Origin of the sequence: Pseudomonas putida (assembly GCF_004357765.1) — a bacterium.
GTDB lineage: Bacteria > Pseudomonadota > Gammaproteobacteria > Pseudomonadales > Pseudomonadaceae > Aquipseudomonas > Aquipseudomonas putida_U.
In genome coordinates this window covers 305196-317899 of sequence record NZ_SMTE01000003.1, presented here as the reverse complement: position 1 = coordinate 317899, position 12704 = coordinate 305196, and the positions used below count along the sequence as shown (strand labels likewise).

Genomic DNA, 12704 nt, shown 5'->3' with positions numbered 1-12704 from the left:
TCAGATCAATCCACCGGCGAGCATTGATTACTGCGATTCTGCCCATACACAGAATAAAAGGCTTCTGGCCTATGACCTTTTGCGGAGGCTCCGATGACCCAGCTGCGTGACCTGAAAATATCCACACTCGACCTGGTACCGGTACGCGCCGACGCCGGTCCTGCCCAGGCGCTGCACAACTCCCTGGACCTGGCGCGCCACGTCGAACGCTTCGGTTACAACCGTTTCTGGGTGGCCGAGCATCACAACATGGACGGCATCGCCAGCTCCGCCACCTCGGTGCTGATCGGCTATCTGGCAGGTGGCACCTCGACCATTCGCGTAGGCTCCGGCGGTATCATGCTGCCCAATCACGCGCCCCTGGTAGTCGCAGAGCAGTTTGGCACCCTGGCCAGCCTCTATCCTGGAAGGATCGATCTGGGCCTGGGCCGTGCGCCGGGGTCCGATCAAATGACCGCCCATGCCTTGCGCCGTGACCGTGCTGGCAGTCCCGACGATTTTCCGGACGACGTCGAGGAGCTGTCACGCTACCTGGGGCCGCGAACCGATGACCAGAAAGTGATCGCCGTGCCGGGTCACGATACCGAGGTGCCCATGTGGCTGCTCGGCTCCAGCCTGTTCAGTGCTCAACTGGCCGGTATGCGCGGCATGCCCTATGCCTTCGCCTCGCATTTCGCGCCGCGCATGATGCATGAGGCGATCCGCATCTACCGCGATCACTTCAAGCCCTCGACCACCCTGGACAAGCCCTACGTGATGCTCGGCGTGCCGATGGTGGTTGCCGACACCGACGAGCGGGCCGAGTACCTGGCCACTTCGGTGTACCAACGCATTCTCGCGCTGATCCGAGGACAAAGCCTGATGCAGCGCCCACCGGTGCCGAGCATGGACGGCTTGTGGTTGCCCCATGAACGCGATGCGGTGGGTAGTTTCCTGGGCCTGGCGATGATTGGTAGCCCTCAGAAAGTACGCGCCAAGGTGGAGGTGTTGCTGGAGCAGACCGGAGCGGATGAGCTGATCTTCACCTGCGACCTGTACGAGCATGCCGACCGAGTGCGTTCCTATGAGCTGATGGCCCAGGCGCTCAAGACTGCGTGACCTCATACGCAGGCAAACCCCGCGCATCAACCACGCCGGTAGACGATTTCCTTGGTGCCGCCCTCGCAGCTACCGATGACCTTGCCCGCCGGCTCGCCCTTGTCTACCACTTCGAGGGTATAGCCTTCGACCCCCTTGGCATCGAGCTTCGCGGCAATTTCCGCCTTGAGCTCATCGCACGGCTTGCCCGCCGCTGAAGCTCCGCCCGCCAACACCATGAGCGCTACTGCCGACATCACTTTATTCATCACTCACTTTTCCTGATTGAATGAAGCCGAAAAAGGGCGCCGGCAGCGGCACCCTCGAAAAGTATCAGCACGCCTGGGCCTCAGGCCCCGGCCGAACTCAGCTGTTGGCGATACGGAAGCCGACCTTGAGCGTCACCTGGTAGTGCTCGACCTTGCCGTCGCGGATATGCCCACGGGTATCGACCACTTCGAACCACTCCAACAGCTTGATGCTCTTGGCCGCTTCGGCCAGTGCATTGTTGATGGCGTCCTCGATGCTGGTGGTCGAGGACCCCACCAACTCGATCTTCTTGTACGTGTGATGATCGCTCATGACGTTCTCCTTGAAGGTTGTGACATTTGAGCCTAGCAGCGCCGGCTTGGTTTACCTGCGAGCCGTCGGCGGCGCTGAAAGTTCGATCGCACTTTCAACGCAGCGGGAAGTCGCAATCCTTACCACCCCTACCGCGAAGGAGAGTCCACATGCCACGCAATTCGCTGCGCAAAGCGTCCCTGGAAAGCATGGAGTCGGAGATCGAAAGCCTGCTCAAAGCCCTGGAAAACCTTAAGCACGACGCCTCCGAGGAGTCGCAGAAGTCACTCAAGACCATTCGCAGCAATGCCGAAAGCGCGCTGCGTCACTCGCGCAGCCTGCTCGGCGAGGCCTATGAAGAGGTCAAGACCCGCACCCGCCAAACCGGCATCGCTACCCGCGACTATGCCCAGGAGCACCCACTGACCACCGCAGGTGTAGCGGTGGGGGCGCTGGGTCTGCTGGCCGCCTGGTTGCTGTGCAAGCGCAACTAGGCCAACTGACTGTCCAACTCCCGGCGCAGCCATTGCGCCAACTGCTCGGCGCGCCCATCTGCGGCGCGCCGCGGCACCCATAGCGCCAGCGCCGCCCGGGTCGGCGAGAACCCCCAAGGCGCGCTCAACCTCCCGGCACGCAGGTCATCGGCCACCAACGGTTGCGGCGCGATGGCGACGCCGAGGCCCGCAACCGCCGCTTCCAAGAGGTAGTAAAGGTGCTCGAAGGCCTGGCCATACTGAAGGGCACCGGCGTCCAGCCCTTGTTTGCCAGCCCACGTCGGCCATGCCTGGGGTCTTGAGGTGGTGTGTAGCAGAGGCTCTCCCAGCAGGGCCTGCGCCGGGGCCGTGCGGAGCCGCTCGAAGCCTGCGAAATGCGGGCTCAGTACCGGCCCGATGCGCTCTTCGGCCAGCACATGCACCTGCATGTCCGCAGGCCAAGGAGGCTCGGCATAGACCAGCAGCGCATCCAGCCCGGGACGGCGTGGGTCGAGGTCACCTTCGCCAGCCGACAGGTGCAGGCGCAACTCTGGCAGATCGGCGTTCAATCTTCCCAACCGCGGTATGAACCACCTCGCCAGCAGACTTCCCGAACAGCCCAGCACGAATGGTGCCTCGCTGATATCCCGGCTGAGCTCCGCGCAGATGCCCCGCAGCCGGTCGAAGGCGTCGAAGCTCGCATCGCGCAGGCGGATACCGGCATCTGTGAGTTTGATGCCACGGCCATCTTTGACGAAAAGCGCCACCCCCAGATGCTCCTCCAACACCTTGAGCTGCCGGCTAACGGCGCCGTGGGTAACGTGAAGCGCTTCGGCTGCCTGACTGACACTGTTGAGTCGGGCCGTGGCCTCGAATGCGCGCAGGGCATTGAGCGGGGGGAGATCGTGGGCCATTGTCGTGTGAGATTTCCTGACAGGTTAGCGCAATCTTATCGGTTTTCAGCCGGGCGTGTCGTGGTTAGAGTAAAGCCCATCACTCATTCATAACGCCCTGGAGCGCCCCATGACCCAGACCCAATACCGCCCCGGCCCGGATGCCAACGGCCTGTTCGGCTCGTTCGGCGGCCGCTACGTGGCCGAAACCCTGATGCCCCTGGTCCTGGACCTGGCCCGCGAGTACGAAGCGGCCAAGGCAGACCCGAAGTTCCTCGAGGACCTGGCCTATTTCCAGCGTGACTACATTGGCCGGCCGAATCCACTGTACTTCGCCGAACGCCTGACCGAGCACTGCGGCGGCGCGAAGATTTTCTTCAAGCGTGAAGAACTCAACCACACCGGCGCGCACAAGGTGAACAACTGCATCGGCCAGGTGCTGCTGGCCAAGCGCATGGGCAAGAAGCGTCTGATCGCCGAAACCGGCGCCGGCATGCACGGCGTGGCCACCGCCACCGTGGCGGCGCGCTTCGGTCTGCCCTGTGTGATCTACATGGGCGCCACCGACATCGAACGCCAGCAGGCCAACGTGTTCCGTATGAAGCTGCTGGGCGCCGAGATCGTCCCGGTCACCGCCGGCACCGGCACCCTGAAAGACGCCATGAACGAAGCCCTGCGCGACTGGGTCACCAATGTCGACGATACCTTCTACCTGATCGGCACCGTAGCCGGCCCGCACCCATATCCGGCCATGGTTCGTGATTTCCAGTCGATCATCGGCAAGGAAACCCGCGCTCAACTGCAAGAGAAGGAAGGCCGCCTGCCTGACAGCCTGGTCGCCTGCGTCGGCGGCGGCTCCAACGCCATGGGCCTGTTCCATGAATTCCTCGAAGAGCCGAGCGTGCAGATCATCGGCGTCGAAGCCGGCGGCCACGGCGTGCACACCGACAAGCATGCGGCCAGCCTCAACGGCGGCGTACCGGGCGTGTTGCACGGCAACCGCACCTACCTGCTGCAGGACGACGACGGCCAGATCACCGATGCCCACTCGATTTCCGCCGGTCTCGACTACCCCGGCATCGGCCCTGAGCACGCCTACCTGCACGAAGTGAAGCGCGTCGAGTACGTCAGCATCACCGACGATGAAGCCCTCGACGCGTTCCATGCCACCTGCCGCCTGGAGGGCATCATCCCGGCGCTGGAGAGCTCCCACGCCCTGGCCGAGGCGATCAAGCGCGCGCCGACCCTGCCCAAGGACCACCTGATGGTCGTGTGCCTGTCGGGCCGTGGCGACAAAGACATGCAAACCGTGATGAACCACATGGCAGCCCAGGAGAAACAGGCATGAGCCGTCTTGAACAACGCTTCGCCGAGCTCAAGGCCGAAGGCCGCTCCGCACTGGTCACCTTCGTCACTGCCGGCGACCCGGGCTACGACGCCTCGCTGCAGATCCTCAAGGGCCTGCCGGCCGCCGGTGCCGATGTGATCGAGCTGGGCATGCCATTCACCGACCCGATGGCCGATGGCGTAGCCATCCAGCTGGCCACCTTGCGTGCCCTGGACGCTGGGCAGACCTTGGCCAAGACCCTGCAGATGGTTCGTGAATTCAGAGTGGATAACCAGACCACGCCGATCGTGCTGATGGGTTACTACAACCCGATCCATCGCTTCGGCGTGGCGCAGTTCGTTGCCCAGGCCAAGGACGCGGGCGTCGATGGCCTGATCATCGTCGACCTGCCGCCCGAGCACGACGCCGAGCTGGCGACCCCGGCCCAGGCCGCGGGCATCGACTTCATCCGCCTGACCACCCCGACCACCGACGACGTGCGTCTGCCGCGTGTGCTGGAGCGCAGTTCCGGGTTCGTCTACTACGTGTCGGTGGCTGGTGTGACCGGTGCGGGTTCGGCGACCACCGAGCACGTGACCGAAGCCATTGCTCGCCTGCGCCGGCATACCGACCTGCCGATCAGCGTCGGCTTCGGCATCCGTACCCCGGAGCAGGCAGCGGCAATTGCGCGCCTGGCCGATGGTGTGGTCGTGGGTTCGGCGCTGGTCGACAAGATCGCCAAGGCCAACGATGACGACCAGGCTGTCAGTGATGTACTGAGCCTGTGCTCGGCGCTGGCCGAAGGGGTGCGCGGCGCGCGGCGCTGATCCGCGCCGCCTTTGCGGCAGCACCTGCTCTGTGGCAGCGGCGGTTCTGCGCTCCCACAGAGCGGGCTTGCCAGCGAGCGAACGGCACGACTCTACCCACCGAAAACCGCAAGATTCAGCGGTCGCACAGCCCCCATCCAGATCGCGTGGTCGCGGTGATCCACCAGCTCATCGCCGGTCAGTGGGTGCAGGAATACCACCAATCCCTTGCGATTCAACGCCAACCACGGCAACACCACTCCCACCACCTCCGGCCCGAAGGCCAACTGGCAGCTCCAGTCCGGATGCGGCCCTACCGGTTTCTGGTGCATTCGCCCCATGGTCACCGGGAACAACCGCGCCGCTTCCTCGCACAACTCGCGTGCCTGGTCGATGGTGCCGGCGTCATAATAGACGTGGGCGTGATATCCCTTGATCCGTTGCACGATAACTCCTGAAAGTGGTCAAACCCTTCATCATCTGGCAAGGGAGTGACGCCGTGAAAAATGCCGAAACGCCCGTTTTCAAACTGGTGCTGTTCGGCGCCGATAGTAGCCTGGGCAATGCCCTGATGGTCGAGCTGCTGTCGCGCCAACACGAGGTCACGGCGGTGGTGCAGGACCTCAACCGCCATGCACCGCGCCCAGGTCTGCACTTCAAGATAGGTGGGCTGGACAGCGCCGACCAGGCCGAACAAGCCGCGGCGGGCGGTTCGGCGGTGATCGCGCTGCTGTCGCAACTGGCTCCAGGCGACCTGCCGGCTCAAACACGGATGAGCGCAGCACTGCTGGCCGGGCTCGCGCGCACGACTATACGCCGACTGTTGCTGGTGGGCGATTTCGCTGTGCTCGACATGCCAGGGCACTACACCGACGAACAGCGCAGTTGCGTCGACCGAATTGTCGATGGCCTACAACGCAGTGACTTGCACTGGACGGTGATCAATGCGCCGGAGGATTGCCCAGGGCTTGGCATCGAGCATTTTCGCACAGTGCAGGGCACCCTCGAGCCTGCGATTGCCGAGCCCGTGCGGCGTTTGGCCGGGATTGCAGCGGGAATGGTGGATATGCTCGAGCTGGATCTGCACCGGGGAGAGCATCTGAACTTTGTGACCTGAGGTGAGGCCTACTGGCCACGTTCCTGCTCCAGCCAGTCCACGAATCGCGCGATCAACGCCCCGCGCCGTTTCCGCGGCGGAAGTACTGCGTAATACCCCCGTGATGAACGCAGATGGCCCTCCACGGGGCGACACAACAAGCCCTGCTCGACCAGTCCATCGACCAGATGTCCCCAGCCGATCGCCACGCCCTGACCCGCGATAGCCGCCTGGATCAACAGCGTGTAATTGTCGAACCGCAAATAGCCGGTCGGCGGTGCGCTCGCCAATCCGAGTCCACGAAACACGCCCGCCCAATCGAACCAGCGACTGCCCTGGCCAGGACGCAGATGAAGCAGGGGCAATCGTTGCAAAGCCTCGGCTGGCAAGGCCTTGCCATGGCTCAACCGGGGACTGCAGACCGGAAACACCTCCTCGTCGAACAGCCAGCGGCTCTCGCCCTGGTGAAATCGACCATCGCCGAACAGCACCGCTACGTCGATGTCCGGGCGCAGCATCGCCTCGGTGCGTTCGCTGGTCACCAGACTCACGTCCACCTGGGGATAAGCGTCGTGAAAGCGCTGCAAGCGAGGCATCAACCAGAAGGCAGCGAAGGCAAAGTCAGTCGCCACCTGCAACACTTCGCGCTGGCCCTGTCCACTGACCTGGGCGATGCCTTCGTTCATGCACTGCATGCCTTGCTGCACCTGCTCGAACAATACCTGGCCGGCCTCGGTCAGCGCGATGCCACGGTAGATCCGATCGAACAAGCGCGTCGCCAGCTGCGCCTCCAGGCGCTTGATCTGCTGGCTCACCGCAGGCTGGGTCGTGCCCAGCTCCAGCGCCGCCGCGGTGAACCCGCGCAGGCGGGCCGCGGCCTCGAACACCCGCAGGGTCTCCAGAGAAAACTCGGCAAGGTGTTCAAACATAAGCTCAGCTAATCCCAGTCATTGTCCGCCATGGGCTTTACCCCATTTATCCTGGGCCTCATCGTGGAAAGCAAGTGAAATGCATAATCCTCGACGATGGAAAGCCTACCATGACGCGCCCGAATATCCTGTTCATCATGGCCGACCAGATGGCCGCGCCGCTGCTACCGATCTACGGTCCCTCGCCGATCCAGATGCCCCACCTCGGCCGCCTCGCCGAGCAGGCCGTGGTATTCGATTCGGCCTATTGCAACAGCCCCCTGTGTGCGCCGTCGCGCTTCACCCTGGTCAGCGGTCAACTGCCCAGCCGCATCGGTGCCTACGACAATGCCGCCGACTTCCCCGGCGACGTACCGACGTACGCCCACTATCTGCGTCGCCTGGGCTATCGCACCGCGCTGTCGGGCAAGATGCACTTCTGCGGGCCGGACCAACTGCATGGCTACGAAGAACGCCTGACCAGCGACATCTACCCGGCAGACTATGGCTGGTCGGTAAACTGGGACGCGCCAGATGAGCGACCAAGCTGGTATCACAACATGTCGTCGGTGCTGCAAGCCGGCCCCTGTGTGCGCACCAACCAGCTGGACTTCGATGAAGAGGTGGTCTTCAAGGCGCGCCAGTACCTCTACGACCATGTGCGCGCCAATGATGGCCAGCCGTTCTGCCTGACCGTTTCGATGACCCACCCTCACGACCCGTACACCATTCCCCGGCAGTACTGGGATCGCTACGAGGGTGTGGATATCCCCATGCCGCACGACACGCCGAGCCAGGATCAGCTCGACCCACATTCGCAACGCCTGCTGAAGGTCTACGACCTGTGGGACAAGCCGCTGCCTGTGGATAAGATTCGTGCCGCTCGCCGCGCCTACTTCGGGGCATGCAGCTACATCGACGACAACATCGGCAAGCTTTTGCAGACCCTGGAAGAGTGCAATCTGGCCGAGGACACTCTGATCGTGTTCTCCGGCGACCACGGCGACATGCTTGGCGAGCGCGGCCTCTGGTACAAGATGCACTGGTTCGAAATGTCGGCACGGGTACCGCTGCTGGTCCATGCACCCAAGCGCTTCGCGGCGCAGCGGGTCGGCGCCTCGGTATCGACCTGCGACCTGCTGCCGACCCTGGTGGAACTGGCTGGCGGCAGCGTCGAGCCGGACTTGCACCTGGACGGACGCTCGTTGCTCGGCCACCTGCAAGGGCAGGGCGGGCACGACGAAGTGATTGGCGAATACATGGCCGAAGGTACGGTCGGCCCTCTGATGATGATTCGCCGCGGACCGTACAAATTCGTGTACAGCGAAGACGACCCCTGTCTACTCTATGACCTGAGCAACGACCCGCACGAGCGGGAGAACCTCGCCGGCAGCCCGGACTATCAGGCGCTGCTGCAAGCCTTCATCGAAGAGGCGCGCCACCGCTGGGACATTCCCAGTCTGCGTCAACAGGTGCTGGCCAGCCAGCGCCGCCGTCGCCTGGTGGCCGAGGCCCTGGCCATCGGCACCTTGAAAAGCTGGGACCACCAACCGTTCGTGGACGCCAGTCAGCAATACATGCGTAACCACATCGATCTCGATGACCTCGAGCGCAAGGCACGTTATCCACAGCCCGCCCCCATGGATTGAGAAGAGAGGCCGCCATGCACACGTTCGCCCGCACCGCTTTGACCCTGTTACTCGGTTTCGGCGCCATCAGCGCCCAGGCCGCAGACAACGCCCAATGCAGCACCGTCAGGCTTGCCGACCCCGGCTGGAGCGACATCGCTTCGACCAACGCGGTCGCTCGCTTGCTGCTCGAACGCCTGGGCTACGAGGTGAAGATCGACAACCTGGCGGTGCCGATCATCTATGGCGGCCTCAAGGACGGCAAGGTGGATGCCTTTCTTGGCAACTGGATGCCGGCGCAGCAGGGCTTTCATGACAAGTTCGTCGCCACGGGCGACGTCCAGCGGCTGTCACGCAACCTCCAGGGCACCGAGTTCACTCTCGCGGTGCCGGACTACGTGTGGAATGCCGGCGTGAAGGACTTCGCCGACCTGCACAAGTACGCTGATAAGTTCGACCAGAAGCTCTATGGGATTGGCTCCGGCGCGCCGGCGAACCAGTCGCTGAAAGAGATCATCGATAAAAACGAATTCGACCTTGGTCAGTGGAAGCTGGTGGAGTCCAGCGAGCAGGCGATGCTGGCGCAGGTCGACCGGGCAGCGAAGAAGCAACAGTTCATCGTTTTCCTCGGTTGGACGCCACACCCCATGAACGTGAAGCTGAACATGCACTACCTCACTGGCGGGGAGAAGTGGTTCGGCAGCAAAGGCGATGTCTATACCCTGACCCGTAAGGGTTATCCACAGGCCTGTCCGAACGCGGCCAAGCTACTGGCGAACCTGACCTTCACCCTGGACATGGAAAACAGCATCATGGCCGAGGTTGTGGATAACAAGACCAGTTTCGACGAAGCGGCCGCGGCCTGGGTCAAGGCCCATCCGCAGGCGCTCGGCGGCTGGCTGCAGGGCGTGACCACTCGGGACGGTGGCAACGCCGAAGCGGCCCTCAGCGCCAGCCGCTGAGCTGCATCAGCCGCGGGCGAGCTGGCGGCGCAATTCAGCCAGCACTGGCGTGGTGTCCGGCCGGACTCCGCGCCAGATGAAGAACGCCTCGGCTGCCTGTTCGGCGAGCATGCCCAGACCATCGAGCACCTTGGCCGCCCCCAACCTGGTCGCCCACTGGCAGAACGGGGTCGGCTCCTTGCCATACATCATGTCGTAGCACACCGTGCGGCCAGGCTCGACCAGACTGTCGGCGATCGGCGGCAGTTCGCCAGCGAGGCTCGCCGAGGTGGCGTTGATGATCACATCCACCGGCTCCTGCAACCAGGCGTATCCACTGGCCACCACCGGCCCCAGTTCGTCGAACTCGTGGGCCAGCTGCTCGGCCTTTTCCACCGTGCGGTTGGCGATCACCAGCGATTGCGGCTTATGCGCCAGGATCGGCTCCAGCACTCCTCGTACCGCGCCACCGGCACCCAGAATCAGAATGCGCTTGCCCGCCAGGGTCACGCCGGCATTCACCGTCAGGTCGCGGACCAGCCCGGCGCCATCGGTGTTGTCGCCTTGCAGGGTGCCGTCGGCAAGTCGGGTCAGGGTATTCACCGCTCCGGCGCGCCGCGCGCGGGGGGCCAGGCTGTCGCACAAGCGGTAGGCTTCTTCCTTGAACGGCACGGTGACGTTGGCGCCACTGCCTTGCTTGAAGAAGCCGCGGGCGCAGTCACTGAAATCGTCGAGTGGCGCCAGCAGGGTGGAATATTCCAGATCCTGGCCGGTCTGCTCGGCGAACAGCCGGTGGATCAACGGCGACTTGCTGTGGCCGATGGGATTACCGAAAACGACGTACTGGTCCATGGAGTTTCTCCGGTTATCCACAGGCTTACTGGCCGAGCCAGTCGCGGTCTTGCAGGAAGTATTCGGTCAGCCGCGCTTCCTCGCTGCCCGGCGCCGCTTTCCAGTCGTAGCCCCAGCGCACCTGCGGCGGCAGCGACATCAGAATCGATTCGGTCCGCCCGCCGGACTGCAGCCCGAACAGCGTGCCTCGGTCGTAGACCAGGTTGAACTCCACGTAGCGGCCACGCCGATACTCCTGGAACTCACGCTGCTGCGCAGTGTAAGGCGTGTCCTTGCGGCGCTGGACGATTGGCAGGTAGGCCTCGACATAGGCATCGCCGATGGCGCGGATGAAGGCGAAGCAGGTGTCGAAATCCCATTCATTGAGGTCGTCGAAGAACAGCCCGCCGATACCCCGCGGCTCGCCACGGTGCTTGATGTGGAAATAGCGGTCGCACCAGGCCTTGTAACGCGAGTACACGTCGGCACCGAATGGCGCACAGGCCTGCTCGGCGACCCGGTGCCAGTGGATGCAGTCTTCTTCGTTGCCGTAGTACGGGGTCAGGTCGAAGCCGCCGCCGAACCACCATACCGCTTCCTCGCCTTCCTTTTCGGCGATGAAGAATCGCACGTTGGCGTGGGACGTGGGCACGTGGGGGTTATGCGGGTGGATGACCAGCGACACACCCAGGGCCTCGAAGCCACGGCCCGCCAGTTCCGGACGGTGGGCACTGGCCGACGGCGGCAGGCCGGTGCCGAATACGTGGGAGAAATTCACCCCGCCTTTTTCGATGACCTTGCCGTCGCCGATCACCCGCGTCCGCCCACCACCACCGGCTTCGCGCACCCAGGCGTCCTCGACGAAGCGGGCGCCGCCGTCCTCGTTTTCGAGGGCAGAGCAGATGCGGTCTTGCAGGTCGAGCAGATAGGCTTTCACGGCCTCGGTGCGGCTAGTCATCGGGTCACCAGGAACGGGCAGGGAAGAATTCGCCGCGTAGCATACCACCGGCGGCCAGCGCGCCGCAGTTGACGGCGATCAAGCAAAGGCGTCCGATAGAGGGCCTTTCCCTATCCCGACGACAGGAGTACGAGATGGCCAAGCGTATCCAGTTCAGCCAGCATGGCGGCCCGGAAGTGCTGCAGCTTGTGGAATTCGAACCCGCCGCCTTAGCGCCGCAGCAGGTGCGAGTGCGCAACCATGCGATCGGCTTGAATTTCATCGACACCTACTTCCGCGGTGGATTGTATGCCCCGCCTGCGCTGCCGTCCGGGCTGGGCACCGAAGGTGCAGGTGTGGTCGAGGCAGTGGGCGAGGGCGTGACACGCCTGAAGGTCGGCGACCGCGTGGCCTACGGCACGGGGCCGCTGGGCGCCTACAGCGAAGTGCACACCTTGCCGGAAGCCAATCTGGTCAAGCTGCCCGAGCACATCAGCTTCGAGCAGGCAGCCGGGGTGATGCTCAAGGGCCTGACCACCCAATACCTGCTCAAGCAGACCTACGCCGTGCAGCCGGACGACTTCATCCTGTTCCATGCCGCTGCCGGTGGCGTGGGCTCGTTGGCGTGCCAGTGGGCCAAGGCATTGGGCGCCAAGCTGATCGGCACCGTCAGCTCAGCCGAGAAGGCCGAGCGGGCCAAGGCGCTGGGCGCGTGGGCAACCATCGACTACAGCCACGAGGATGTGGCCAAGCGGGTGCTGGAACTGACTGACGGCCAGAAATGCGCCGTGGTGTATGACGGCGTCGGTGCCGACACCTGGCTGACCTCGCTGGACTGCGTGCGCCCGCGCGGGTTGATGGTGAGCTTCGGCAACGCCTCTGGCGCGGTTAGCGGGGTCAACTTGGGCATCCTGGCGCAGAAGGGCTCGCTGTACGTGACCCGGCCGACCTTGGCGAGCTACGCCAACAATGCCGAGAACACCCAGGCGATGGCGGATGATCTGTTCGCGATGATTGGGAGTGGGAAGCTGGTGGTGGATATCCAGCAGCGGTATCCGTTGACCGAGGCGGCGAAGGCGCAGGCGGAATTGTCGGCGCGCAGGACTGTGGGGTCTACGGTGTTGGTGCCCTGAAGGGTGGGGCTGGAGGGGTACGCTGGGGATTTGCAGCGGCGCGGATATCGAGCGCCGCGCGGGCGGCGCTCGATCTCACGAGCACTGAAAATC

General features: G+C 63.9%; 15 protein-coding genes. 8 read left to right on the top strand and 7 right to left on the bottom strand.

Annotated features, from left to right (window positions below):
* The first annotated feature begins 93 nt into the window (after window positions 1-93).
* Window positions 94-1098, top strand: coding sequence for an LLM class flavin-dependent oxidoreductase (locus tag E2H86_RS06105; RefSeq protein WP_133325739.1), 1005 nt, complete (start codon window positions 94-96; stop codon window positions 1096-1098).
* A gap of 26 nt (window positions 1099-1124) precedes the next feature.
* Here E2H86_RS06105 and E2H86_RS06100 read toward each other — a convergent pair whose 3' ends face one another.
* Both E2H86_RS06100 and E2H86_RS06095 read right to left on the bottom strand, forming a co-directional pair.
* A complete protein-coding gene (locus tag E2H86_RS06100; RefSeq protein ID WP_133325737.1) occupies window positions 1125-1346 on the bottom strand; it encodes a DUF1161 domain-containing protein in 222 nt (73 codons plus the stop codon).
* 97 nt (window positions 1347-1443) lie between these two features.
* Entirely contained in the window at window positions 1444-1659 is a 216-nt protein-coding gene (locus E2H86_RS06095) for a dodecin (protein WP_133325735.1), read from the bottom strand.
* Between the two features lie 149 nt (window positions 1660-1808).
* Between E2H86_RS06095 and E2H86_RS06090 the strand changes: the two genes are divergently transcribed.
* A complete protein-coding gene (locus E2H86_RS06090) occupies window positions 1809-2132 on the top strand; it encodes a DUF883 family protein (protein WP_133325733.1) in 324 nt (107 codons plus the stop codon).
* Here E2H86_RS06090 and E2H86_RS06085 read toward each other — a convergent pair.
* Window positions 2129-3025, bottom strand: coding sequence for a LysR family transcriptional regulator (locus tag E2H86_RS06085; RefSeq protein ID WP_133325731.1), 897 nt, complete (start codon window positions 3023-3025; stop codon window positions 2129-2131). The two genes, E2H86_RS06090 and E2H86_RS06085, sit on opposite strands and share 4 nt — an antisense overlap.
* 109 nt (window positions 3026-3134) lie before the next feature.
* Between E2H86_RS06085 and trpB the strand changes: the two genes are divergently transcribed.
* A complete protein-coding gene (trpB, locus tag E2H86_RS06080) occupies window positions 3135-4352 on the top strand; it encodes a tryptophan synthase subunit beta (RefSeq protein WP_133325729.1) in 1218 nt (405 codons plus the stop codon).
* A complete protein-coding gene (gene trpA, locus E2H86_RS06075) occupies window positions 4349-5158 on the top strand; it encodes a tryptophan synthase subunit alpha (RefSeq protein ID WP_133325727.1) in 810 nt (269 codons plus the stop codon). Before trpB ends, trpA begins: the two co-directional genes overlap by 4 nt.
* A 92-nt stretch (window positions 5159-5250) precedes the next feature.
* Here the strand turns inward: trpA and E2H86_RS06070 are convergent, their stop codons facing one another.
* On the bottom strand, window positions 5251-5583 hold the full coding sequence (locus tag E2H86_RS06070) for a DOPA 4,5-dioxygenase family protein (RefSeq protein WP_133325725.1): 333 nt from the start codon (window positions 5581-5583) through the stop codon (window positions 5251-5253).
* A gap of 53 nt (window positions 5584-5636) precedes the next feature.
* Between E2H86_RS06070 and E2H86_RS06065 the strand changes: the two genes are divergently transcribed.
* The gene (locus E2H86_RS06065) at window positions 5637-6254 is read left to right on the top strand and encodes an NAD(P)-dependent oxidoreductase (RefSeq protein ID WP_133325723.1); all 618 of its coding nucleotides are present in this window, start codon (window positions 5637-5639) and stop codon (window positions 6252-6254) included.
* Between the two features lie 8 nt (window positions 6255-6262).
* Here E2H86_RS06065 and E2H86_RS06060 read toward each other — a convergent pair whose 3' ends face one another.
* The gene (locus tag E2H86_RS06060; protein ID WP_133325721.1) at window positions 6263-7162 is read right to left on the bottom strand and encodes a choline sulfate utilization transcriptional regulator; all 900 of its coding nucleotides are present in this window, start codon (window positions 7160-7162) and stop codon (window positions 6263-6265) included.
* Between the two features lie 110 nt (window positions 7163-7272).
* Here E2H86_RS06060 and betC point away from each other — a divergent pair, with 110 nt between their 5' ends.
* A complete protein-coding gene (gene betC, locus E2H86_RS06055; protein ID WP_133325719.1) occupies window positions 7273-8790 on the top strand; it encodes a choline-sulfatase in 1518 nt (505 codons plus the stop codon).
* A 14-nt stretch (window positions 8791-8804) separates the two neighbouring features.
* On the top strand, window positions 8805-9731 hold the full coding sequence (choX, locus tag E2H86_RS06050; protein ID WP_133325717.1) for a choline ABC transporter substrate-binding protein: 927 nt from the start codon (window positions 8805-8807) through the stop codon (window positions 9729-9731).
* 6 nt (window positions 9732-9737) lie between these two features.
* Here choX and aroE read toward each other — a convergent pair whose 3' ends face one another.
* Both aroE and hemF read right to left on the bottom strand, forming a co-directional pair.
* Entirely contained in the window at window positions 9738-10562 is an 825-nt protein-coding gene (aroE, locus tag E2H86_RS06045) for a shikimate dehydrogenase (RefSeq protein ID WP_133325715.1), read from the bottom strand.
* Between the two features lie 25 nt (window positions 10563-10587).
* Window positions 10588-11499, bottom strand: a complete 912-nt coding sequence (gene hemF / locus E2H86_RS06040; RefSeq protein ID WP_133325713.1) for an oxygen-dependent coproporphyrinogen oxidase — start codon at window positions 11497-11499, stop codon at window positions 10588-10590.
* Window positions 11500-11633: 134 nt separating this feature from the next.
* Here hemF and E2H86_RS06035 point away from each other — a divergent pair, with 134 nt between their 5' ends.
* Window positions 11634-12611, top strand: a complete 978-nt coding sequence (locus E2H86_RS06035; protein WP_133325711.1) for an NADPH:quinone reductase — start codon at window positions 11634-11636, stop codon at window positions 12609-12611.
* The last annotated feature ends 93 nt before the right edge of the window (window positions 12612-12704 follow it).

What these genes read in the sequence shown, in the direction of transcription:
- E2H86_RS06105 (WP_133325739.1), top strand. Translation starts at nt 94, where the DNA reads ATGACCCAGCTGCGTGACCTGAAAATATCCACACTCGACCTGGTACCG.
- E2H86_RS06100 (WP_133325737.1), bottom strand. Translation starts at nt 1,346, where the DNA reads ATGAATAAAGTGATGTCGGCAGTAGCGCTCATGGTGTTGGCGGGCGGA.
- E2H86_RS06095 (WP_133325735.1), bottom strand. Translation starts at nt 1,659, where the DNA reads ATGAGCGATCATCACACGTACAAGAAGATCGAGTTGGTGGGGTCCTCG.
- E2H86_RS06090 (WP_133325733.1), top strand. Translation starts at nt 1,809, where the DNA reads ATGCCACGCAATTCGCTGCGCAAAGCGTCCCTGGAAAGCATGGAGTCG.
- E2H86_RS06085 (WP_133325731.1), bottom strand. Translation starts at nt 3,025, where the DNA reads ATGGCCCACGATCTCCCCCCGCTCAATGCCCTGCGCGCATTCGAGGCC.
- trpB (WP_133325729.1), top strand. Translation starts at nt 3,135, where the DNA reads ATGACCCAGACCCAATACCGCCCCGGCCCGGATGCCAACGGCCTGTTC.
- trpA (WP_133325727.1), top strand. Translation starts at nt 4,349, where the DNA reads ATGAGCCGTCTTGAACAACGCTTCGCCGAGCTCAAGGCCGAAGGCCGC.
- E2H86_RS06060 (WP_133325721.1), bottom strand. Translation starts at nt 7,162, where the DNA reads ATGTTTGAACACCTTGCCGAGTTTTCTCTGGAGACCCTGCGGGTGTTC.
- betC (WP_133325719.1), top strand. Translation starts at nt 7,273, where the DNA reads ATGACGCGCCCGAATATCCTGTTCATCATGGCCGACCAGATGGCCGCG.
- choX (WP_133325717.1), top strand. Translation starts at nt 8,805, where the DNA reads ATGCACACGTTCGCCCGCACCGCTTTGACCCTGTTACTCGGTTTCGGC.
- aroE (WP_133325715.1), bottom strand. Translation starts at nt 10,562, where the DNA reads ATGGACCAGTACGTCGTTTTCGGTAATCCCATCGGCCACAGCAAGTCG.
- hemF (WP_133325713.1), bottom strand. Translation starts at nt 11,499, where the DNA reads ATGACTAGCCGCACCGAGGCCGTGAAAGCCTATCTGCTCGACCTGCAA.
- E2H86_RS06035 (WP_133325711.1), top strand. Translation starts at nt 11,634, where the DNA reads ATGGCCAAGCGTATCCAGTTCAGCCAGCATGGCGGCCCGGAAGTGCTG.